We start from the raw sequence: 22,261 nt of genomic DNA on the forward strand, positions 1-22,261 counted from the left end.
ACGGGGCGGCGTTACTTATCTGTCAATCGACAGAAATTGCCTCCCCGGGGAGACCCCATGGCGTCCGCACCCCCCATCGACCAGAGCGTCCTCGAGCAGTTCGGCTACCGGCAGGAGCTGCGCCGCAGCATGGGGCGCTACGCCTCCTTCGCGGCCGGCTTCTCCTTCATCTCGGTCCTGACCACGGTCTTCCAGTTCTTCGCCCTCGGCTACTCCTTCGGAGGCCCGGCCTTCTTCTGGACCTGGCCGCTGGTGCTGGCCGGGCAGCTGACGGTGGCGTTGTGCTTCGCGGAGCTGGCCGCGCGTTACCCGATCTCCGGGGCGATCTACCAGTGGTCGACCCGCATGGGCACCGCGGCCGTCGGCTGGTTCGCGGGCTGGATCATGGTGCTGGGCCAGGTCGTGGTGATCGCGGCCGCCGCCCTGGCCCTGCAGGTCGTGCTCCCGGCGATCTGGCCGGGCTTCCAGCTGATCGGCACCGACACCTCGCCCGTCTCGGCGGACGGCGCGGCCAACGCCGCGCTGTTCGGAGTGATCCTGCTGGCCGCCACGACCGTGATCAACGTCCTCGACAACCGGATCATGGCCAGGATCAACGTCGTCGGCGTCACCGCCGAGATCATCGGCGCCGTCCTCATCGTCGTGCTGCTGCTGACGCACGCCGACCGCACGCCCACGATCACCTTCGAGACCGGCATGCCGGGCAGCGCCTTCGCCGCCCTGCTGGTCGCGGCGTTCGCCGCCGCCTACGTGCTGATCGGCTTCGACAGCGCCGGCGAGCTCAGCGAGGAGACCCGCAAGCCCTCCGCGGTCGCGCCGCGCACGATCCTCACCGCGCTCGGCGCGGCCGGGCTGCTGGCGTGCCTGATCGTCTTCGCCGCGCTGCTGGCCGCGCCCAGCCTCACCGACGGCCGCCTGGCCACCGAGGGCCTGTCGTACGTGCTGACGAGCACCCTCGGCGACGGGGTCGGCAAGCTGCTGCTGGTGGACGTGGTGGTGGCGATCTGCGTCGCGACGCTGGCGATCCAGACCGCCGCGACCCGCATGCTCTTCTCGATGGCCCGCGACGGCGTCGTGCCCTTCTCCTCCCGCCTGGCCAGGGTCTCGCCCCGCACCGGCATGCCGGCCGGGCCCGCGCTGGTCACCGGCGTGCTCGCGGCCGTCATCGTGGCGATCAACTTCGTCTCGCCCGACGCGTTCCTGGCCGTCGGAACCACCTGCATCGTCGCCCTCTACATCGCCTACGCCCTGGTCACCGGCCCGCTGCTCTACCAGCGGCTGAAGGGCTCGTGGAAGGGCGGCGCCCCGGCCGGGACCGACGAGAACGGCCGCCCGCTGTTCTCGCTGGGCCGCTGGGGGCTGCCGGTCAACGTGCTGGCCGTGCTGTACGGCGTCGGCATGGCCGTCAACCTCGCCTGGCCGCGGGCAGAGGTCTACGCCCCGGCCAGCGGCGAGTGGTACTTCCAGTGGTTCACCGTGCTGTTCCTGGCCGTGGCGGTGGGAGCGGGCCTGCTCTACCGCTGGTCAGCCGCCAAGAAGCGCGCGGCCGAGCTTCCGCAGGTCGGCCAGGTCGTCCTCACCGACGCCGCCAACGCGTAGGGCGGCGTCCGCGATCGCCTCCGCCATCGGCTCGACCGCGAAGGCGGAGGCGTTCCTGCGGATCAGGATGACGCTCTCCACCACGGAGAAGACCAGCTCGGCCCGGAGCCGGTCGGTGGTGATGGGCGCGAGCAGGCCGGCGTAGGCCCGTTTGAGCGCGGCCCGCAGAGCCTGGAACTCCTCGAACCGGTCGGCCTCCGGCAGCAGGTAGAGCGCACCCAGATTGTGCGCGCCCGAGCACAGCAGCGCCGCGTCACGGCAGGCCAGCGCCCACAGCCGCGCCCCGGCGGGCGCCTCGGAGGCGGCCAGCAGGCGCGCCGCCTCCAGCGAGGGCCGCACCGTGCTCTCCAGCAGCTCGGCGAGGAGCGCTTCCTTGCCCGCGAAGTAGTGGTACATCGTCGCCTGCCGGATCCCGGCCCGTTCCGCGACCTCGCGTGTGGTGGTGGCGCTGTAGCCGTTGACGGTGAACAGCTCGGCGGCGGCGGCGAGCAACTCCTCACGGGCCGACAACCCGGTGTCGGGACGCGCGACCGCCCTGGGCCGCCCGACCCCTCGTCTGCTCACCAGCCGATCCTTTCACAGCGCCGGTACCCGGCCGGACGGTGAGCTTTCGGTGACACGGTGGAAACCTGGGCGCGCACCGGGGGAAACGTCCGCCTCCTAATTTCTGTCGTGCGACAGAAATAGAGGAGGAGCCGATGGCCACAGCCACGACGCACGGCGCGCGCGAGCACGCACGCGCCCAGGAGGGCACGACCGTCCCCGCCATGCCGCACGTGCCCGCCCCCGAGGGCCTGACCTGGTCGGAGACGGTGGCGGGCGGCGGCTACACGCATCGCGCCCTGGCCAGGGGCACGGAGCTGACCCTGACCGATGTCACCGGCGAGGCCTGCGCCCACCTGCTGCTGTACGTGACCGGCCGCCCCTGGGAGCGGCTCAACGTCGCCGACACCGTCAAGGTGCTCTGGAACGCCTACCCGGGCGCGGGCCACCTGCTGCTGTCGGACCAGGGCCGGGTCCTGGCCTCCATCCCGGAGTCGAGCGCTCCGGCCGACACCATGTGCGGCGCCTCCACGCTGCGCCGCAACACCGGGCGGTACGGCGACGGCGCCCCGCACGGCGCCTCGCCCGCCGGGCGCGAGCTGTTCAAGCTGGCCGCCGCCAAGCACGGCCTGGAGCCGCGCGACCTGCCGCCCTCGATCTCCTTCTTCCAGGGCGTGCGCGTCGACCCGGCGACCGGCCGCCTGGAGTTCACCGGCTCGGCCGGTCCCGGCGCCGCGGTCACTCTCCGCATGGAGATGCCGGTGACGATCCTCATCGCCAACACCGCCCACCCCGTCGACCCGCGCCCCACCTACACCTGCGGCCTCCTGGAGGTGACGGCCCGCCAGGCGACGCCCACCGGCCCAGGCGACGCCCTCTGGAACGCCACCCCGGAAGCACGCCGCGCCTTCGAGAACACCGCCGAGGTGACCCGCTGATGGACATCACCGTCCCCGCCCGCGCCCCCTGGTCGGCCGTCGTCGAGGCCGGCAGGACGCTCACCATCACCGACCTCGGCGGCAACCAGGCCGTCGACTGCCTCCTCTACGACGCCCACGACACCCGCGTGCGCTACAGCGCCCAGGACACCGTCCACGCCCAGGGCGGCATCTTCCTGACCACCGGCACCGTGCTGCTGTCCAACGAGCACACCCCGCTCATGACCGTCGTCGACGACACCTGCGGCCGCCACGACACCGTCGGCGGCGCCTGCTCCAAGGAGTCGAACACCCTGAGGTACGGCCAGCACACCTGGTCGCAGCACGCCTGCGTGGAGAACTTCCTGGCCGAGGGTCTGCGCCACGGCCTGGGCAAGCGCGACCTGGTCAGCAACGTCAACTGGTTCATGAACGTCCCCGTCGAGGCCGACGGCACCCTCGGCATCGTCGACGGCATCTCCGCCCCCGGCCTGCGGGTGAGCCTGCGCGCCGAGACCGACGTGCTCGTGCTCGTCTCCAACTGCCCGCAGATCAACAACCCGTGCAACGGCTTCGACCCCACGCCGGTGAGGATGACGATCCAGTGACGATGACGCTGCTGGTGGCCAACCGCGGCGAGATCGCGGTCCGGATCATCCGCACCGCCCGCCGGATGGGCCTGCGGACCGTGGCGGTCCACTCCGACCCCGATCGCGGCGCGGCCCACGTGCGCCTGGCCGACCACGCGGTCCGCCTCGGCCCCGCTCCCGCCAAGGAGAGCTACCTCGACGCCGACCGGGTGCTCGGCGCGGCCATCGAGTCGGGGGCCGACGTGCTGCACCCCGGCTACGGGTTCCTGTCGGAGAACGCCGGCTTCGCCGGCCGCGTCGAGCAGGCCGGGATCGTGTTCGCCGGTCCCACGCCCGGCCAGCTGGAGCTGTTCGGTGCCAAGCACACCGCCCGCGCCGCGGCCAGGAAGGCGGGGGTTCCGCTGCTGCCCGGCACGGGGCTGCTGGCCGACCTGTCCGCCGCCCTGACCGCGGCCGAGCGCATCGGGTACCCGGTGATGCTCAAGGCCACCGGGGGCGGAGGCGGGATCGGCATGCGCGCCTGCCGGGACGCGGCGGAACTGCGCGAGGCGTGGGTGAGCGTGCAGCACGTGGCCACGGCCGGCTTCGGCACCGCCGGCATGTTCCTGGAGACCCTCGTCGAAGGGGCGCGCCATGTCGAGGTGCAGGTCTTCGGCGACGGCCTGGGACGGGTCGTGGCGCTGGGCGACCGCGACTGCTCCCTGCAGCGGCGCCACCAGAAGGTGCTGGAGGAGGCGCCCGCCCCCGGCCTGCCCGACGCGGTGCGCGACCTGCTCGCCGACAGCGCCGTGCGGTTGTGCGAGTCGGTCTCCTACCGCTCGGCCGGGACGGTGGAGTTCATCTACGACCCCGTCCGGCGCCGGCCGTATTTCCTGGAGGTGAACACCCGCCTGCAGGTGGAGCACCCGGTGACCGAGGCCCGCTACGGCGTGGACCTGGTCGAGTGGATGCTGAGGCTGGCCCAGGGCGACACCTCGCCGCTGGAGGCCGGGGTGCCCGAGCCGCGCGGGCACGCCGTGGAGGCCCGGGTCTACGCCGAGAACCCGAACAGGGAGTACCGGCCCAGCGCCGGGCGGCTGACCCGCGTGGAGTTCCCGCCCGGCGTGCGGGTCGACACGTGGGTCGAGACCGGGACGGAGGTGACGACCGCCTACGACCCGATGCTGGCCAAGGTGATCGCCCACGGGCCCGACCGCGACACCGCCATGGCGCGGCTCGGCGCTGCGCTGGAGGAGTGCCGGATCGACGGGGTGGAGACCAACCTCGGGCTGCTGCGCGCCGTCGTCGAGGACGACGACGTGCTGGCCGTACGGCACAGCACCGCCACCCTCGCGGGGATCGCCGACACCACGCCGCGCATCGAGGTCGTCAGGGCCGGGATGCAGACCACCGTCCAGGACTGGCCGGGCAGGACCGGCTACTGGCAGGTGGGGGTGCCGCCCTCGGGGCCGATGGACTGGCGCTCCTTCCGCGAGGGCAACCTCGCCCTCGGCAACCCGGAGGGCGCTCCCGGGCTCGAGTGCACACTCCAGGGGCCCGCGCTGCGCTTCACCCACGCCACCGCCGCCTGCGTGACCGGCGCACCCGCCCCCGTGACCGTCGACGGGCGGCCCGTCGCGATCGGGGAACCCTTCGTCGTCCCCGCGGGCGCCCTGCTGGACGTCGGGACGCCCGCCACCGGCATGCGCACCTACGTGCTGGTGGCCGGAGGGCTGGACGTGCCCGGCTACCTGGGCAGCGCCTCCACCTTCACCCTCGGCAACTTCGGCGGGCACGGCGGCCGGGCGCTGCGGGCGGGCGACGTGCTGCGTGCCGTGCCCGGCGGCCCGCACCTCCCGCCCGGCTCCGCCGTGCCCCCGGCCATGACCGGGACGTGGGAGATCGGCGTCGTCGAAGGCCCGCACGCCGCACCCGAGTTCTTCACCGACGACGACGTCGCCGAGTTCTACGCCGCCACCTGGAAGGTGCACCACAACTCCGCCAGGACCGGCGTACGGCTCGTCGGACCCAAACCCCGCTGGGCCCGCCCCGACGGCGGCGAGGCGGGGTTGCACCCCTCCAACATCCACGACACCCCCTACTCCGTCGGCGCCGTCGACTTCACCGGCGACATGCCCGTCATCCTGGGTCCCGACGGGCCCTCGCTCGGCGGGTTCGTCTGCCCGGCGACGGTCGTCACCGCCGAGCGGTGGAAGCTCGGCCAGCTGCGCCCCGGCGACAGCGTGCGGTTCGTCCCGCTGCCCTCGGCCGTCGGCCGCCGCGGCGACGGCGGCGTGCTCGTACGGCGGGGCGACGTCACCTACCGGCGCAGCGGCGACGACAACATCCTCGTCGAGTTCGGCCCCATGGAGCTGGACCTGGCCCTGCGCATGCGGGTGCACGCCCTGGCCGAGGCGATCGAGGCGGCCCGGCTGCCGGGCGTCGTGGACATCACCCCCGGCATCCGCTCCCTCCAGGTCCACCTCGACCCCGCGGTGCTCGCCCAGGAGCGGTTGCTGGCCGTCGTCATGGAGCTGGAGGCGGGCCTGCCGCCCGTCGAGGACCTGGTGGTGCCCTCGCGCACGGTCCACCTGCCGCTGTCGTGGGACGACCCGGCCACGCGCGAGGCGATCCAGCGCTACATGGCGGGCGTGCGCGACGACGCCCCCTGGTGTCCCGACAACATCGAGTTCATCCGCCGCGTCAACGGGCTCGCCAGCGTCCAGGACGTCTACGACGTCGTCTTCGACGCCGAATACCTCGTGCTCGGGCTCGGCGACGTCTACCTGGGCGCGCCGGTGGCAACGCCGCTGGACCCCAGGCACCGGCTGATCACCACCAAGTACAACCCGGCCAGGACCTGGACGGCGGAGAACTCCGTCGGCATCGGCGGCGCCTACCTGTGCGTCTACGGCATGGAGGGCCCCGGCGGCTACCAGTTCGTCGGGCGCACCGTGCAGGTGTGGTCCACCTACGGCGGAGAGCGTCCGTGGTCGCTGCGCTTCTTCGACCGTATCCGCTGGTATCCGGTGAGCGCGCGCGAACTGCTCGACCTGCGCGCCGACATGGCGGCGGGACGCCTGGAGCCGAAGGTCGAGGAGGGGGAGTTCTCCCTGGCCGGATACCGGCGGTTCCTGGCGGCCAACGACGAGTCGATCGCCGCCTTCCGCGCCCACCAGGCGACGGCCTTCGCCGCCGAGCGGGCCGCGTGGGAGGCGGCGGGAGAGTTCTCGCGCGCGGAGGCCGACGCCGCGCCGCCCGCCCCCTCGGGCTTCGAGGTGCCCGCGGGCGGTGTGGTGGCCGAGGCCGAGTTCGCGGCGAGCGTCTGGCAGGTGGCCGTGACCGAGGGGCAGCGGGTCGAGGCCGGTGACCGGCTGGTGGTGCTGGAGGCGATGAAGATGGAGTCCGCCGTCGTGGCCCAGCAGGGCGGGGTCGTGGAGCGAGTGCTGGTCAGGCCAGGCGACCAGGTCGAGGCGGGTTCCGCCCTGGTGGTGCTGAAGGGAGAGGCGGCGTGAGCGCGGTCGAGAGGGTACGGCGGGCGTACGCGCGCATCGCCGAGGTGGACAGGCCCGAGATCTGGATCGACCTGCGCCCGCCGTCCGAGGTGGAGGCCGAGGCCGCCGCGATTGATCCTGGCCTGCCGCTCGCCGGGACGGTCTTCGCGGTGAAGGGCAACATCGACGTCGCCGGGCTGCCCACCACCGCGGGCTGCCCGTCGTACGCCTACCGGCCCGGCCGCGACGCCGAGGTGGTGGCGCGGTTGCGGGCGGCGGGCGCCGTGGTCCTCGGGACCACCAACCTCGACCAGTTCGCCACCGGCCTGGTCGGCACCCGCAGCCCGTACGGCGCGGTCCGCAACGCCGTCGACCCGGCCTACGTCTCGGGCGGCTCCAGCTCGGGCTCGGCCGTGGCGGTCGCCCTCGGGATCGCCGACTTCGCCCTCGGCACCGACACCGCGGGCTCCGGGCGGGTCCCCGCCGCCTTCAACGGCATCGTCGGGGTGAAGCCGACCTACGGCCTGGTTCCCGCCGCGGGGGTGGTGCCCGCGTGCAGGAGCCTCGACTGCGTGACCGTCTTCGCCCGCACCCTGGCCGAGGCCCGCCGGGCCTTCGCCGCCATGGCGACCGGAGGCGCGGACGCGACCTTGACGGAGGTCCCGGCCGGAGGGTTGGCCGGGGCGCCGGTGTCACCGGGTGCCGGGGTGCGGGGGAGCCGCAGGCCGGGGCCGTGGCGGGTGGCCGTGCCGCCCGTCGACACGCTCGGCGAGCTCGACCCCGGCTGGGGCGCGACCTTCGAGCGCGCCGCCCGGTCGCTGCGCGACGTGGAACTCCTGCCCGTCGACCCCGCCCCCTTCCTGGAGGCCGCCGAGCTGCTCTACCAGGGCGCGTTCGTCGCCGAGCGGCACACCGCGGTCGGGGAGTTCGTCGCCAAGGGCGGCCCCGACCTCGACCCCACGGTCGCGGGCATCATCACGGCCGCCGCCACCCTGCCGGCGCACCGCCTGTTCGCCGACCAGGAACGCCTGGCCCTCCTGCGCGCCCGGGCCATGGCGAACCTCGGCGACGCCGACGCCCTCCTGCTGCCCACCACACCCGGCCACCCCACCCTCGCCGAGGTCGCCGCGCACCCCCTGGCCGCCAACACGCGGCTGGGGCGCTTCACCAACTCCACGAACCTGTTCGGCCTGTCCGCCCTGACCGTGCCCGCCGGCGAGGTGGACGGGCGGCCCTTCGGCGTGATGCTGCTGGGCCGCGCGCACGCCGACGACCTGCTGGCCGCGATCGCCGAACGGCTCGCCCCGCCGCTCCTGCTCGCCGTGGTGGGCGCCCACCTGAGCGGCCAGCCGCTCAACCACCAGCTCACCTCCCGCGGCGCGCGCCTGGCCGCCACGACGGCCACCGCGCCGCACTACCGCCTGTACGCCCTGGCCACGCAGCCGCCCAAGCCCGGCCTGGTCAGGGCGGCGGACGGCGGGGCGGCCATCGAGGTGGAGGTCTGGGAGCTACCCGCGGACGGCCTGGGCGGCCTGCTCGCCGACGTGCCCAGACCCCTGGCGCTGGGCGAGGTCGAGCTCGCCGACGGAGGTTCGGTGACCGGCTTCGTGTGCACGCCGGAAGGGCTTAGCGGCGCCACGGAGATCACGGCTCACGGTGGCTGGAGGGCGTACCTGGCGTCCGGGAGGCGATGATCTCCTGCTGGCGCCGGACGAACCAGGCCCGGTCGGGCACCTGGCCGTCGAGGAGCGCGTTGGGCGGCTCCACCTCGTGCCTGCCGTACTCCTGGGCCCACAGGGCGGGCTTGAGCCGGGCGGGCAGGTTGGTCATGGCCGGCCTGGCCCGGGTACGGCGCAGCGCGGCCAGGTCGAGCTCGGCCGAGGCGACCAGCGACTCGCCGGGACCGGCGACGGCCAGCTGCCTGGCCTCGAAGTCGACCACTTCTGAGCCGCCGTTGGTCGAGTCGCGGGAGATCGGGATGCCGTCGAGCCCGCCGGAGTTGGCGCTGACCACGTAGGCGAGGTTCTCCAGCGCCCGCGCGCGCCGGGCCACGGCCTTGGGCGTGAGCGTGGGCGCCGACACCTCGGAGGTCGAGTGGCACAGCACCTCCGCGCCGCGCAGGGCCAGCGCCCGCACGAGCTCGGGATAGAGGATCTCCTCGGAGGCGACGCAGGCCAGCGCCCCCAGCTCGGTCCGCGCCACGGGGAAGACCGCCTCGACGCCGTAGACCTCCAGGTAGGCGTCCCACACGTCGTAGGGCGTGGGGGAGAACATGGAGTGCAGGCGGCGGTAGCGGAGCACCACCTCGCCCGACGGGTCGATGATGAACGACGCCTGGAAGTACAGGCCGGGGAAGTGCGGGTCGGTCTCGTAGGCGTTGCCCGACAGGAACAGCCCGTGGCGCCTGGCCACCTCGCCCATCGCCTCGTACTCCGGCCCGTCCGGCGCGAGGCAGGCCAGCTTCTGCCAGGCGGGCACGTCGTGGCCCATGGGGAAGCCCGTCAGGAAGTATTCGGGCAGGACGACCAGGCGCAGCTCGGGGCCGAGCCAGGCGCGGGCGCCCGCCACCTGGGCGGCCATCCTGCCGATCGCCTCCGCGATCTGCTCGCGGGAGGTGACGGCACGGGTGGCCAGCTGCAGCGCCAGCGCGCGATAGGCGTCGATCATCCGCCCAGTCTGCCGCGAATCGTCGGCCCGGCCCACCGTGCGCAGCCGCTTGAGCCCAGCCGCTTGAGCCCAGCCGCTTGAGCCCAGCCAGGTCAGCCCAGGCAGGGCTGACCAGGCAGGTCAGCCCAGCCAGGTCAGCCCTGACGGTTCAGCCCTGGCGGGCCAGCCACACCGTCGGCCGCTGCCTGATCTGGTCGATCGAGGTCAGCGCCGCCCCGATCACGGCGGCGTCGGGTCCGAGCAGCGCGGGCCGTACGGTCACCGGGGCCCAGGCCGCGGTCAGCACCCGGCGGTCGATCTCGGCCTTGACGGTCGCCGTCAGCCACGACGACATGAGCGAGAAGCTGCCGCCCAGCAGCACGGTGCCGAGGTCGAGGATGTTCAGCACGCCCGACAGCGCGATGCCGAGCGCCGTGCCCGCGCGTTCGAGCGCGGCCAGCGTGGCCGGGTGGCCCGCCTCGGCCCGCTCGGTGATCACGTTGTCGGGGTTGGCGCCCTCGGGCACCGGCTCGCCGCCGAGGATGGCCGCGGTGCTGGCGTAGGTCTGCAGGCAGCCGCGCGACCCGCACGGGCACGGCTCGCCGTCGGGCTGGACGGTGACGTGGCCGAGCTCGCCGCTCCAGCCGCGCGCCCCGCGCATGAGCCGGCCGCCCAGCACGATGCCGGCGCCGATGCCCAGCCCGCCCGAGACGTAGACGAAGCTGTCGAGCGCCCGGTCGTCGCCCTGGTCGGCGGCGTACAGCTCGCCCAGCGCGGCCAGGTTGGCCTCGTTGTCGACGGCCGTGGCCAGGCCCAGGTCGCCGAGGAACGTTCCGGCCGCCACGTCGCGCCATCCGAGCGCCGGGGCCGAGCGCACGAGGCCGCCGTCGACCGGGCCGGGAACGGCGAGTGTCGTGGTGACGACCGTCAGGTCCTTGGCGGCCACCGCGCCCGCGGCGTCGCGTGCCATCCCGGCCAGTTCCGTCAGCACCGCCCCGGCCTCGCGCCCGGCGTAGCGCGCGGGGGCGAAGGTCAGGTGGCGCACGGTGCCGGTCAGGTCGACGACGCACGCGGCCAGCCCGTCGGCGCGGATGTCGAGCCCCAGCCCGGCCGGGCCCTGGTCGGACAACGTCAGCCCGACGCGGGGACGGCCCGCCCTGCCGTTGTGGGTGACGCCCTTCTCGGTGATGAGCCGCCCGGCCAGGAGTTCCTCGGCGATGCGGGTGATCGTGGGGCGGGTCAGGCCGGTGGCGGAGGCCAGCTCGGTGCGCGAGATGGGCTCGCCCGCGCCCAGGATGCGCTGGAAGACGACCTCCAGGTTGAGGTCGCGCAGGTTCTCCTGGCGGACCGCCCCGTCGGGCGAGCGCGGCCCGCTCGGCCGGAACGCGGCGGTCATGACAGCAGCCGGTCCACGTCGGCGGCGCCCAGGACGCCGTCGGCCAGGAGCGCGACCACGTTGATGTCGATCGTCTCCAGCGGCCGCAGCACCTTCGGTTCGTCCCACGACACGCACGAGCCGACGCCGAGGTAGTCGCGGGCACGCACGAACCACGTGCCGCCGCCGGGCTCCTCGGAGCGGAAGACCACCGTCCAGTCGGCTCCGGCGACCGCCACCCAGTCGGCCCGCCGGCCGTGGACGGGCTCCACGCCGGAGCCCGACGGGCTGAACACGCCCGCGCCGCCCACGTCGGGGCCGCGCCAGAAGAAGCCGCCGTAACCCGCCCCGACCCGGCCCTTCGACGCCGAGCTGCGCACGACCAGCGGCCGGTCGGCGACGTTGGTGAGCACGCTGCGCACCGCCAGCGACCAGACGGCCCCGTTGACCGGCGCGCTCGTGATCACCCGGCGTTCCTGCAGCAGCGTCTCCTCGTCGGGCCCGAGCCAGCGCACGGAGTGGGACAACGAGCCGTCCTTGCGGCCCAGCCAGCGTTCGTGCCGCTGGCTGCCGTGGTTGTCGAGCCAGGCGGGCCCGTGACCGGAGACGAAGGTGCGCCCGCCCCAGAAGTTGACCCCGTCGATGTCGGGGAAGGCCACCCCGATGCCGAACTGGTGCGGGTGCGAGTCGGGCACGGCGTCGGTGACCGTACGGCCGGCGAGCGTGCGGACCGGATGCAGGTAGGGCCGCGGAGAACTGGACGCGGGCGCCTTGGGCTGCCAGACGTAGGTGGCCACCTCACGCCCGTTCACCTGCAGCACTTCCGAGGTCATCTCGCCGCCTTCACACGTCCGGGGATTACGAGGGTAGTCCCCGGGTGAGGCCGCCACGAGCACCGCGGAGACGCCGCTCCGCCCGGCGACCTCGGCGCGTCCCGTCATGCCGGTGGCAGCCCGACCTCGTCCAGGCGCACGGCCCTGCCGGTGCGCAGCGACTCGTTGCCCGCCACCCCGACCAGGACGCTCGCGGCGCCGTCGGCGAAGCCCGCGTGGCGGGCGAGCGGGTCACGGCCTGGGCCGCGGAAGACGTCGTGCAGCAGCATCGCGTCGCCTCCGCCGTGGCCGCCCGCGCCCTGCGGGATCGGCACCTCGACGGCGGGCTCCCAGTGGCGTTGCAGCAGCAGCCGCGAGCCCCGGCGCCGGGGAGCCCCGTCGTCCGGTGCGGCCTCGTGCAAGGCCCCGTCGTCCAGCGCGGCCCCATCATCCGGTGCGGCCCCATCATCCGATGCGGCCCTCTCCGCGGCCCCGGGATCGAGGCTCCGCCCGCCCGCCCTGGAGGCGGCGGTGGCCGCCCCGATCCTCGCCGAGGCGCCCGACGGCGTGACGAACGGGCGTTCCACCACGTCGAGCTCGATCCGCCCCGCCGTACCGTTGATCGCGACCCGGTAGCCCTCCCACGGGCAGTGCGCGTGCAGGGTGTAGGCCATCGACGCCCCGCCCCGGTAGCCGACCACCACGGAGAGGTTGTCCTCGATGGTGATGCCGTCGGAGAACACGTCGCGGTCGCGGATGTAGCCGTCGAGGTGCTCGCCCTCCTGGTACAGCTCCCGGAGCGTGTCGTCGGCGGCCAGGTCGAGCGAGAACGGGTCGCCGTCGACGACGCCCCGCGACGGCCGCTCGCCCAGCCCGCGGCGCCGGGCGTTGCCCGACCCGTAGAACCGCAGCCCGCCCCGGGCGAACACCACCTCTGGCCGGTCGCCGATCCACCAGTTGACCAGGTCGAAGTGGTGGGTGGCCTTGTGCACCAGCAGCCCGCCCGAGGCTGCCTTGTCGCGGTGCCAGCGGCGGAAGTAGTCGGCGCCGTGCACGGTGTCGAGGCACCACTCGAAGGTGACCGAGGTGACCTCGCCGATCTGCGGGATCAGCTCCTTCACCAGGGAGTTGCGCGGGGAGTAGCGGTAGTTGAAGGTGACGGTCAGCTCCGCCGTACCGGAGTCCAGGGCCCGGCCGATCTCGCGGACCCCGGCCGCGTCGATGGTCATCGGCTTCTCGACGATCACGTCCACGCCGCGCCGCAGCGCGCGGCTGACGTAGTCGGCGTGGGTGTGGTCGGGCGAGGTGATCACGACGACGTCGGCGAGGCCGAGGACCTCGTCGTACCGGTCGGGGGTGTAGTGGGGGAGCGGGACGAACCGGTCGTAGTAGGCCATGCGCACCTCGTTGGTGTCGCAGAAGGCCACCGGGCGGCCGACGTCGGCGTAGGGGCCGAGCAGCGCGGACAGGTACATCTGGGCGCGCGAGCCGGTGCCCACGAACGCGTGGCGCTTCATTTGAGTCCCGTGGTGGCGATGCCCTTGACCAGGTACTTCTGGCCGGCGATGAAGAAACCGATGACCGGCGCGAGCGAGACGAACGACATGGCGAACATCTGGCCCCACTGCGACTGGCCCTCGGAGTCGATGAACTGGCGCAGCGCCAGCGGCACGGTGTAGAGCTCCTGCTCGGTGAGATAGAGCAGCGGGCTGAAGAACTCGTTCCACGACGCGATGAACGTGAAGATCGCCGTGGTGGCGAAGGCCGGTTTGCACAGCGGCAGGATGACGCTCCAGAAGATGCGGAACGTGCCCGCCCCGTCGATGCGCGCGGCCTCGTCGAGCTCCTTGGGCAGCGACCGGATGAACTGCACCATGAGGAAGATGTAGAAGGCGCTGGTGGCCAGGAAGTTCGGGACGATCAGCGGGAAGAAGGTGTCGAGCCAGCCCATCTTGTTGAACAGGATGTACTGCGGCACCAGCAGCACGTGGCCCGGCAGCATCATCGTGCCGAGCGTCAGCGCGAAGAAGAGCTTGCGCCCGCGGAAATTGAGCCGGGCGAAGGCGTAGGCGGCCAGCGAGCACGACAGCAGGTTGCCGACGATGGTCAGCGCCGCGATCACCAGCGAGTTGACCAGGTAGAGGTCGAACGGGTAGGCCAGGGCCGTCCAGCCCTCGGCGTAGTTGGACAGGTCCCACTCGGCCGGCCACAACGACAGGTCCTTGAAGATCAGGTCGTTGGGCTTGAGCGAGCTGGCCACCAGCCACGCCAGCGGGTAGAGCATGACCCCGCCGGCCAGGCACAACACCAGGTGCTTAGTTCTCATAGTGCACCCACCTTTTGGCCAGGGCGAAGTTGAGCGCCGTGAAGGCCGCGATGATGATCAGCAGCATCCAGGCCATGGCCGAGGCGTAGCCCATGTGGAACTGCTCGAAGCCCTGCTTGTAGAGGTAGAGGTTGTAGAACAGCGTCGAGTTGGCCGCGCCGCCCTTGCCGCCGCTGAAGATGTAGCCCTGGGTGAAGGTCTGGAACGACGAGATCAGCGACTGGATCAGGTTGAAGAAGATGATCGGGCTGAGCAGCGGCAGCGTGATCCTGCGGAACTGCTGCCACTTTCCGGCCCCGTCGATCGCGGCGGCCTCGTAGTACATCGCCGGGATCTGCCGCAGCCCCGCCAGGAAGATCACCATCGGCGAGCCGAACGTCCAGATGTGCAGGATGATCAGCGTGGTGAGGGTGAAGTCCGGGTCGGAGGTCCAGGCGATCTTCTCGATGCCGAAGACGCCGAGGAAGGCGTTGACGATGCCGTCCAGGCCGAAGATGTAGCGCCACAGCAGCACCAGCGCCACGCTGCCGCCCAGCAGCGAGGGCAGGTAGAAGACCGCGCGGTAGACCGGCAGGCCGCGCACGCCGCGGTTGAGCAGCATCGCCACGCCGAGCGCCATGGCCAGCGAGAGCGGCACCGACACGAACGTATAGATCACCGTGACCTTTACCGACTGCCACCAGGTGGCGTCGGCGAACATGTCGGCGAAGTTGTCCAGGCCGATCCAGTTCGGCGCGTTCAGCAGGTTGTAGTCGGTGAACGACAGGTACAGCGAGGCGAAGAACGGGACGATCGTGAAGGCCATCCCGAGGAACCAGGGCAGGATGAACAGGTAGCCCGACCGGTCCTGGCGCGGCTTGGCGGGCGAGGGCGCCGCCGCCAGGGACGCGGGCGGATCTTGGACGAGCGTCACTGCGACAGGGCCTTCGCCGCTTCGTCGATGATCTTCTTGGCCGCCTCGGCGGGGGTCACGCGGCCGTGCTCGACCTCGGGGGCGACCGCCGTCAGCGCGTCCTGGACGGCGCTGGCGCCCACGGGGTAGGGCGGCACCGACAGCAGCGTCTCCTTCTGCAGCCCGATCAGGTAGTCGGTGGCCACCTGGTCGTCCTTGTCGAGCGAGGGCTTGATCGCGTCGGCGACGAAGCCGCTGGCAGGGACGCCGCGGGTGGTCTTCATCGCCTTGCCCGCCTCGACATCGTTGACCAGGAAGTTCAGCAGCTTCAGCGCCTCGGCCGGGTGCTTGGAGCCCGCGGCGATCGACCACAGGGCCGGGGTGCCGATGTTCATGCCGCGGCGCTTGCCGGAGGACTCGCCGGGGATGCGCAGCAGCTGCAGGTTGCCGCCGGAGACCTGGTTGTAGCGCAGGAAGTTGTTCGTCGGGATGATCTGCGAGGCGATCGAGCCCTTGGCGATGTACGACTGCTCGGGGGAGGAGCCGGTGGTCTCCACGAAGCCGGCGGGCGGGAAGCCGCCGTCCTTGCGCATGTCCTCGAACAGCTGGAACCACTTCGTCAGCGTGGCCTCACTGGCTCCGAGCTTGCCGTCGGCGGTGAAGAAGTCCTCGCCCTGCTGGGCGACGTAGACGATGACGTTGGCCAGGGTGGCGGGGTCGACGAGGGTGCCGTAGACCTTCTTGCCGCTCTTGTCGGAGATCTCCTTGGCGAAGGCGGCCAGGTCCTCCCACGTCCAGGTGTCGCCGTCGGGGACGGCCACGCCGTACTGGTCGGTGATGGTCTTGTTGACCACGAAGCCGATGGTGTTCAGGCCCGAGGGGATGCCGTAGGTGGCGTCGCCGACCTTGGTGAGGTCCTTGGCGGCCTGGCTGAGGGCGGTCGTGTCGACGGCGGAGGCGTGGGCGTCGAGGTCGAGCAGGGCCTTGCGGTCGGCGTACTCCCGCAGGGAGTCCATGCGCATCATCATCAGGTCCGGCGGGTTCCCGGCGGCGAAGCGCGTGGCCAGCTTGTCCTTGTACGGCCCGCTGTCCTGGTACTCGGTCTTGACGGCGACGGTGGGGTTCTGCTTCATGAACAGGTCGAGGGCGGCCTGGGTCTTGGCGGCCCGGTCGGCGTCGCCCCACCAGACCATGTTCAGCTCGATCTTGCCCGACGCGGCCTCGCCGCCACCGCCGCCGAAGCCGCGCCCGCAGGCCGCCACCGCCAGGCCCAGGCCGGTCAGACCGGCGGTCCGCAGGACGTCTCTTCTGGAAATCATGGGTCGTTGCCCTTCGCGCAGGGGGGATTGGCCAGGAGGTTACGGCGGGGTTTCCTATTGCGTCAATCCATGAAACAAATATTGCGGAAAGCCATTGACGGTAATTCGGCGCCCTTCCTACAGTGAGCCCATCCCTCCCCGAAGGTGGAACCCCCCGTGATCTCACCCCGCCGTTTCGCCATGCCCGCGGCCGGGCTGGCCCTGCTCGCCTGGACCGCCGTCCCCGCCTCCGCCTCCGTCTTTGCCCCGGCCTCCGTTCCTCCCGGTGGCGGCTTCTATCACCTCGCCGACGGCGGCCGATGCCTCGACGTCGAGCTGCGCGACCGCCCCTGCCGCGGCCGTACGGCCCAGCTCAGGCTCGAGGCCGCGCCCGGCGGCCAGGTGATCCTCGTCGACGGCGCGAACCGCCGCTCGGCCCCCACCACCCTCGACCACGCCGGCGACGGCCGCTACCGCGTCGGTGGCAGCCTGCGTACCTTCGAACCGCTCGGCGGCGCGCGCCGGTGGACGGACATCGCGGACGGCTTCGCCGAGGGCACCACGGGCGGCGCCGCCGGAGCCACGGTGACCGTGACCACCCAGGAGGAGCTCGCCGCCTACGTCACCGCCGCCGAGCCGTACGTCATCAAGGTCGCCGCGACCATCGAGCTCACCCCGAAGGGCACCGAGCTCAAGGTGGCCTCCGACAAGACGATCATCGGCGCCGGCACCGCGGGCGAGATCGTCGGCGGCGGCTTCTTCCTAGGCCCGGACACCAGCAACGTGATCATCCGCAACCTCACCATCCGCGACACCCTCATGCCCGAGGACGACCCCGACGACAAGTCGTTCGACTACGACGCCATCCAGATCGACTCGGCCCACCACGTCTGGATCGACCACAACCGGCTCACCCGCATGAACGACGGGCTGCTCGACAGCCGCAAGGACGCCACCGCGATCACCGTGTCGTGGAACCAGTTCCTCGACAACAACAAGACGTTCGGGATCGGGTGGACGCCGAACGTCACCGCGCGGATGACGATCCACCACAACTGGTTCGCCCGCACCGGCCAGCGCAACCCCAGCGCGGACAACCTCGCCAACCTGCACATGTACAGCAACTATCTGCAGGATGTCGGGGCCTACGGCAACTACGTGCGGGGCGGGACGAAGGGCGTCATCGAGCACAGCCTCTTCCACAACGTGCCCGACCCGTACTACGTGTCGCCGATCGGGGAGCTGGTGCAGCGCGACAACATCGTCAGCGGGAGCAGCTTCTGGCACGAGGGGCTGATCAAGGAGCAGGGCGCGGCGTTCGAGCCGACCGACTTCTACGCCTACGCGCCCGACCCGGCCACGGCCCTGCCCGGGCTGCTGGCCACCTCGGCCGGGCCGCAGGAGTCGATCGGCCGCTGACGAGACCGCCCGGTCCGCGGCGGGGGCGGCGGACCGGGCAGCCGGTCGGTTCGCCGGTGTCGGTCGTTCGGAGGGTGTCCGCCAAGCGGGTTCGGAAAGGGTGAATCCTTTTGCCGGGTGCCGCCCTCTTATGGGTGACGGACCCGTGAAGAGGAGACTTGAGGGATGACTGACGTGGCTGACGGCGGCTGGGCGAGCACGCGCCTCATCGAGGCCGCGCAGGCCGGTGACCAGGAGTCGATCGCCGCGGTCGTCCACGGTGCCCACACCCATGTACGGCGCTTCGCCCATCACCTGTGCTCGTCCCCGCAGGACGCCGAGGACGCCGCGCAGGAAGCGCTGATCATCCTCTACCGGAAGATCGGCACCCTGCGCGCCACCGGGGCGCTGGCGTCGTGGATGTTCAGGATCGTCCGCAACGAGTGCCTGCGCCGGGCCCGGCTGCTGCTCGACCGCCACGACGAGCCCGCCCCCGGCGCGGTGACGTCGGCCGAGGAGGAGGTCCTCCAGCGGCTGGAGGCCGAACTCGTCACGCGCGCGATCGGAGAGCTGCCCGACGTCCAGCGCCGGGTGTTGATCATGCGGGACGTCCTGGGCTATCCCGGTCGCGTGGTCGCCGACCGGCTCGGGCTGAGCACCGCCGCGATGAAGTCCCACCTCCACCGCGCGCGCCACACGGTCCGTCGCAGCCTCACCGAGGGCTGACCGCTTTTCACCCACCCGATTCGAAGGGAAGCTTCGCCATGCTCACAAACGGGTCACTCGCGCCCGACGTCGTGTTGGAGGACACGGACGGGCAGACCGTCCGGCTGTCCGATCATCGGGGTCGTGAGGCCGTGCTGGTGTACTTCATGAGATCGACGTCATGCCCGATCTGCAACCGGCACGTCCAGGATCTCGTCCGGCGGCGTGCCGAATTCGCCGCGGGCGGGGTGAAGGTGATCGTCGCGGTCCCGGAGGACCGGCGCACCGCCGCCGGATGGAAGGCCAGGAGGCAGGTGCCGTTCACGGTGGTGGTCGGGCGGGGCGGGACGCCGCACGAGCTGTTCGGGCTGGACCGCAAGGTGTTCGGGTCGATGCAGCAGTCGGGGAGCGTGCTCATCGACGCGGAGGGGGTGGTGCGGCACGCCCATGGGGCGACGCTGCCCACCGGGGGGTATCTGGGGAAGGAGATCTCCACGGCTGTCGGCGCCTTGCGGCCATGAGGGAGGGGGCGCTCGCCGTTCGCGCCTGACCGCCCCGGCCCGCTCGCCCTTGAGAGCGGGCCGGGGAACGCATCCGGCGAATCCGCGCTCAGGAGGTCAGGCGTACCGAGACGTTGCCGCGGAACTCGCCCCGCAGCATCGCCAGGAACGTGTCCGGCACCCCCTCGATGCCGGTCTCGACCACGGTCCGCGGGTACACGAACCGGCCCTGGCCGAGTGCGGTGTGGAAGTGACGGTGCCAGGCGGCGATCTGGTCGGGCGTGTGATGACAGGAGAACGGCAGCAGTCTGACCTGCCTGGCCTCCGCCGCGGCCTGGTCGGGCTCGGGGAAGCGGTCGGCCGCGGCGCCGAGCTGGGTCGACAACGACCCGCACAGGGCGAACCGCGCGCCGGGCGAGGCGACCTGGAGCGCCGCGTCGTACAGCGCACCGCCGACCGTGTCGAACAGGACGGTGATGCCCTCGGGAGCCAGCGTCCGGAGGGCGGTCACCGGGTCCTGGTGGTAGTCGAAGGCGGCGTCGAAACCGAGCTCGTCGACGAGGTAGTCCGCCTTGGCCTGGCTGCCCGCGCTGCCGATGACCTTTTTCGCCCCCAGGTTGCGGGCGATCTGGCCGGCCAGGGAACCCACGCCGCCCGCGGCGCCCGTCACGAACACCACGTCCCCTTCGCCGACCTCGGCCACGTCCGCGATGCCGTAGTAGGCGGTCGGCCCCTGGCCCAGGAAGTAGCTCGGGTCCGGGTAGGCGTGCTGATCCAGCCTGGTGTAGGCGGCCGCGGGGCCGGCCGAGTGCGTGCTCCAGCCGCTCATCGACTGCACCAGATCGCCTGCCTTCAGCTCCGGGTCGGCCGAGCTCAGGACGGTGCCGATCGCCGTGACGCCCACCCGCTGCCCCGGCTGCCAGGCCGGGACCGGCAGGTGACAGTCGGGGCGCATGAGTTCCAGGTAGGTGGCGGCCAGGCCTACGTAGTCGGTGCGGACCACGACCTCGCCGTCGACGTCGGTCTGCGCGACGGTGAAGTGCTCGGGAGCGGGTGCCGCCGGGATCTGGGCGGTCAGCTGGATCTCGCGCGTTCTCATACCTTCACCGTAAGGAGCCTTCCGGTCAGTTTCTGTCCGGAAGGGGGAGATGATGGAACGATGGCCGGTACCGCTGCCCGCACCCTCGAACTGCTGTCGTTGCTGCAGGCGCGACGCCACTGGTCCGGCGCCGATCTGGCGGCCCGCCTCGGGGTCTCGGAACGCACCCTGCGGCGGGACGTCGACCGGTTGCGCGAGCTGGGTTACCCGGTCCGCGCCTCCCGGGGCACCGAGGGCGGCTACCGGATGGTCCCCGGCGCGGTCCTGCCACCCCTGCTGCTCGACGACGAAGAGGGGGTGGCGCTGGCGGTCGGCATGGGTGACGCGGCGCAGACCGGGATCGCCGGTCTGGACGAGGCGGCCCTGCGAGCCCTGACCAAAGTGGTCCAGGTGCTGCCGCCCCGCCTGCGGGCCAGGGTGAACGCGTTGCGCGCGATGACCGTCTCTGCGGCGCGGGCCGGTCCGGTCGTCCCGGCGGAGGCGCTGACCACGATCGCCCAGGCCTGCCGGGATCGGGAGAGGCTGTGCTTCCTCTACACCACGCGCGGCGGGGCGCGGACCGACCGCGAGGTGGAGCCCCATCGCCTCGTCGCGCTCGGAGGACGGTGGTATCTGGTGGCCTATGACCTGACCAGGTACGACTGGCGTAGCTTCCGCCTCGACCGGCTGACCGCGCCGCGCACCTCCGGCGCCGCCTTCCGGCCCCGGACTCTCCCGGGCGGGGACGCGGTCGCGTTCGTGCGCGCCGTGGCCCGGGTTCCGGCCGCGCACAGGGTCGTGGTGGTGGTGCACGCCCCGGCTGACCGGGTTCGGCGGATGGTCGGGCAGTGGGGGGAGGTCGAACCCGTCGATGAGCACCGGTGCCGGCTCACGATGGTCTCGAACAGCTTCGACTGGCCTGCGCAGGCGGTGGGGAACGTGGGGGCGGAGTTCGAGGTGATCGAACCACCGGAGTTCGTCGACCATCTCAGGGATTGGGGGAGGCGGTTTCTCGGCGCGGCCGGGAGAGCGGAGGTCCCGGGCCGGGAGTGAGTCAGCCCGGAACCTCGCGGGAGCGCGGACCGACCTTCCGGCACCGGCGGAGTGACCACCTGACCGTCACGTGGAGTCGCGCACGACCAGTTCCGTCGGCAGTATCACCGGATCCACCGAAGCCGCCCCGTCGATCAGCGCCAGCAGCAGCCGGACCGTCTCCTGTGCGATGTCCGCCAGCGGCTGCCGGATGGTCGTCAGCGGCGGGTGCGTCGACAGCGCCACCGACGAGTCGTCGAACCCGCCCACCGCCACGTCCTCCGGCACCCGCCGCCCCGCCTCGCGCAGCGCCGCCAGGGCGCCCGCGGCCATGAGGTCGGAGGCGACGAAGACCGCGTCGAGGTCGGGCGCGCGCGACAGCAGCTCCGTCATCGCCCGGTGCCCGCTGGAGCGCGACCAGTCGCCGTGGGCGATGAGCTTCTTGGACGCCCGCCGCCCGAGCACGTCGGTGTAGCCCTCCAGGCGCTGGTTGCCGGCGGCGGTGTCCATGGGGCCGGTGATGGTGGCGATCTTCTTGCGCCCCTGGGAGACGAGGTACTCGGTCATCTGCCGCCCTCCCATGCGCTCGTCGGTGGCGGCGTAGGGGATCTTGAGCCCGAGCACCTCGCCCTGGGCGACGACGGGCACCCGGTCGCCGAGGGCGCTGGCCAGCGGGTCGCCGGCGTGGGTGGAGACCAGGAAGACGCCGTCGGCGTGGCCGCCCTGCACGTAGCGCATGACGCGCTGCCGTTCCGCGTCGTCGGCGACCATCATGAGCACGAGGGAGATGTCGCGCTCGCCCAGGCGCTGCGCCGCCGTACGGAACAGCACGGAGTAGTTCGGGTCCTCGAACAGCCTCTCGTGCGGGTCGGACAGCACCAGCAGGACCGACCCGGAGCGCTGGGTGACCAGGCTCCGGGCGTTGCGGTTGACCACGTACCCGGTCTCGGCGATGGCCCGTTCCACGGCCAACTGGGAGGCCGTGGAGACGTAGCGGTCGCCGTTCAGTACCCGGGAGACGGTGCCGCGGGAGACGCCTGCCCTGGCCGCGACGTCGTGGATGGTCGGTCTCTTCAC

19 protein-coding genes are annotated in these 22,261 nt (G+C 72.2%); 9 read left to right on the forward strand and 10 right to left on the reverse strand.

What is annotated here, in order from left to right:
* The first annotated feature begins 57 nt into the window (after positions 1-57).
* A complete protein-coding gene (locus ACIBH1_RS24400) occupies positions 58-1,599 on the forward strand; it encodes an amino acid permease (protein ID WP_397316195.1) in 1,542 nt (513 codons plus the stop codon).
* Here the strand turns inward: ACIBH1_RS24400 and ACIBH1_RS24405 are convergent.
* Positions 1,525-2,163, reverse strand: a complete 639-nt coding sequence (locus tag ACIBH1_RS24405; protein WP_397316196.1) for a helix-turn-helix domain-containing protein — start codon at positions 2,161-2,163, stop codon at positions 1,525-1,527. The two genes, ACIBH1_RS24400 and ACIBH1_RS24405, sit on opposite strands and share 75 nt — an antisense overlap.
* Positions 2,164-2,297: 134 nt before the next feature.
* Between ACIBH1_RS24405 and ACIBH1_RS24410 the strand changes: the two genes are divergently transcribed.
* The 4 genes from ACIBH1_RS24410 to ACIBH1_RS24425 are packed head-to-tail and all read left to right on the forward strand — an operon-like array spanning position 2,298 to position 8,816.
* On the forward strand, positions 2,298-3,080 hold the full coding sequence (locus ACIBH1_RS24410) for an urea amidolyase associated protein UAAP1 (RefSeq protein ID WP_397316197.1): 783 nt from the start codon (positions 2,298-2,300) through the stop codon (positions 3,078-3,080).
* Entirely contained in the window at positions 3,080-3,667 is a 588-nt protein-coding gene (locus tag ACIBH1_RS24415) for an urea amidolyase associated protein UAAP2 (RefSeq protein WP_397316199.1), read from the forward strand. Before ACIBH1_RS24410 ends, ACIBH1_RS24415 begins: the two co-directional genes overlap by 1 nt.
* A 2-nt stretch (positions 3,668-3,669) precedes the next feature.
* Complete coding sequence (locus ACIBH1_RS24420) at positions 3,670-7,143, forward strand: 5-oxoprolinase/urea amidolyase family protein (RefSeq protein WP_397316313.1); 3,474 nt, start codon at positions 3,670-3,672, stop codon at positions 7,141-7,143.
* Positions 7,140-8,816: an allophanate hydrolase gene (locus ACIBH1_RS24425; protein WP_397316200.1), complete on the forward strand. Its 1,677-nt coding sequence runs from the start codon at positions 7,140-7,142 to the stop codon at positions 8,814-8,816. The genes ACIBH1_RS24420 and ACIBH1_RS24425 overlap by 4 nt, the downstream gene beginning before the upstream one ends.
* On the opposite strand, the gene ACIBH1_RS24430 is transcribed toward ACIBH1_RS24425, so the two are convergent.
* From ACIBH1_RS24430 to ACIBH1_RS24460, 7 genes are all read right to left on the reverse strand, one after another.
* Positions 8,767-9,789 carry a nitrilase-related carbon-nitrogen hydrolase gene (locus ACIBH1_RS24430; protein WP_397316201.1) on the reverse strand — a complete coding sequence of 341 codons (1,023 nt, stop codon included), beginning with the start codon at positions 9,787-9,789 and terminating at the stop codon, positions 8,767-8,769. The genes ACIBH1_RS24425 and ACIBH1_RS24430 overlap by 50 nt on opposite strands.
* A 148-nt stretch (positions 9,790-9,937) precedes the next feature.
* Complete coding sequence (locus ACIBH1_RS24435; protein ID WP_397316202.1) at positions 9,938-11,164, reverse strand: ROK family protein; 1,227 nt, start codon at positions 11,162-11,164, stop codon at positions 9,938-9,940.
* Entirely contained in the window at positions 11,161-11,976 is an 816-nt protein-coding gene (locus tag ACIBH1_RS24440; RefSeq protein ID WP_397316203.1) for a PmoA family protein, read from the reverse strand. Before ACIBH1_RS24440 ends, ACIBH1_RS24435 begins: the two co-directional genes overlap by 4 nt.
* 104 nt (positions 11,977-12,080) lie before the next feature.
* On the reverse strand, positions 12,081-13,472 hold the full coding sequence (locus tag ACIBH1_RS24445) for a Gfo/Idh/MocA family protein (RefSeq protein WP_397316204.1): 1,392 nt from the start codon (positions 13,470-13,472) through the stop codon (positions 12,081-12,083).
* Positions 13,469-14,281, reverse strand: a complete 813-nt coding sequence (locus ACIBH1_RS24450) for a carbohydrate ABC transporter permease (protein WP_397316205.1) — start codon at positions 14,279-14,281, stop codon at positions 13,469-13,471. Before ACIBH1_RS24450 ends, ACIBH1_RS24445 begins: the two co-directional genes overlap by 4 nt.
* Entirely contained in the window at positions 14,271-15,194 is a 924-nt protein-coding gene (locus ACIBH1_RS24455) for a carbohydrate ABC transporter permease (RefSeq protein WP_397316206.1), read from the reverse strand. Before ACIBH1_RS24455 ends, ACIBH1_RS24450 begins: the two co-directional genes overlap by 11 nt.
* Complete coding sequence (locus tag ACIBH1_RS24460) at positions 15,191-16,492, reverse strand: ABC transporter substrate-binding protein (protein WP_397316207.1); 1,302 nt, start codon at positions 16,490-16,492, stop codon at positions 15,191-15,193. Before ACIBH1_RS24460 ends, ACIBH1_RS24455 begins: the two co-directional genes overlap by 4 nt.
* Before the next feature lie 156 nt (positions 16,493-16,648).
* Between ACIBH1_RS24460 and ACIBH1_RS24465 the strand changes: the two genes are divergently transcribed.
* The 3 genes from ACIBH1_RS24465 to ACIBH1_RS24475 all read left to right on the forward strand — a co-directional run bounded on the left by ACIBH1_RS24465 (position 16,649) and on the right by ACIBH1_RS24475 (position 19,095).
* Positions 16,649-17,890 carry a polysaccharide lyase family 1 protein gene (locus tag ACIBH1_RS24465; RefSeq protein WP_397316208.1) on the forward strand — a complete coding sequence of 414 codons (1,242 nt, stop codon included), beginning with the start codon at positions 16,649-16,651 and terminating at the stop codon, positions 17,888-17,890.
* Positions 17,891-18,055: 165 nt separating this feature from the next.
* Positions 18,056-18,595 carry an RNA polymerase sigma factor gene (locus tag ACIBH1_RS24470; RefSeq protein WP_397316209.1) on the forward strand — a complete coding sequence of 180 codons (540 nt, stop codon included), beginning with the start codon at positions 18,056-18,058 and terminating at the stop codon, positions 18,593-18,595.
* A 38-nt stretch (positions 18,596-18,633) separates the two neighbouring features.
* On the forward strand, positions 18,634-19,095 hold the full coding sequence (locus ACIBH1_RS24475; RefSeq protein ID WP_397316210.1) for a peroxiredoxin family protein: 462 nt from the start codon (positions 18,634-18,636) through the stop codon (positions 19,093-19,095).
* Between the two features lie 88 nt (positions 19,096-19,183).
* Here ACIBH1_RS24475 and ACIBH1_RS24480 read toward each other — a convergent pair whose 3' ends face one another.
* Positions 19,184-20,173 (reverse strand): MDR family NADP-dependent oxidoreductase, encoded by a 990-nt coding sequence (locus ACIBH1_RS24480; protein WP_397316211.1) that lies wholly within the window; start codon positions 20,171-20,173, stop codon positions 19,184-19,186.
* 60 nt (positions 20,174-20,233) lie between these two features.
* Between ACIBH1_RS24480 and ACIBH1_RS24485 the strand changes: the two genes are divergently transcribed.
* A complete protein-coding gene (locus tag ACIBH1_RS24485; protein ID WP_397316212.1) occupies positions 20,234-21,205 on the forward strand; it encodes a helix-turn-helix transcriptional regulator in 972 nt (323 codons plus the stop codon).
* Positions 21,206-21,271: 66 nt separating this feature from the next.
* Here ACIBH1_RS24485 and ACIBH1_RS24490 read toward each other — a convergent pair whose 3' ends face one another.
* Positions 21,272-22,261 carry a LacI family DNA-binding transcriptional regulator gene (locus ACIBH1_RS24490; protein WP_397316213.1) on the reverse strand — a complete coding sequence of 330 codons (990 nt, stop codon included), beginning with the start codon at positions 22,259-22,261 and terminating at the stop codon, positions 21,272-21,274.

The sequence above is a fragment of the Nonomuraea sp. NPDC050663 genome (assembly GCF_044456985.1).
Classification (GTDB): Bacteria; Actinomycetota; Actinomycetes; order Streptosporangiales; family Streptosporangiaceae; genus Nonomuraea.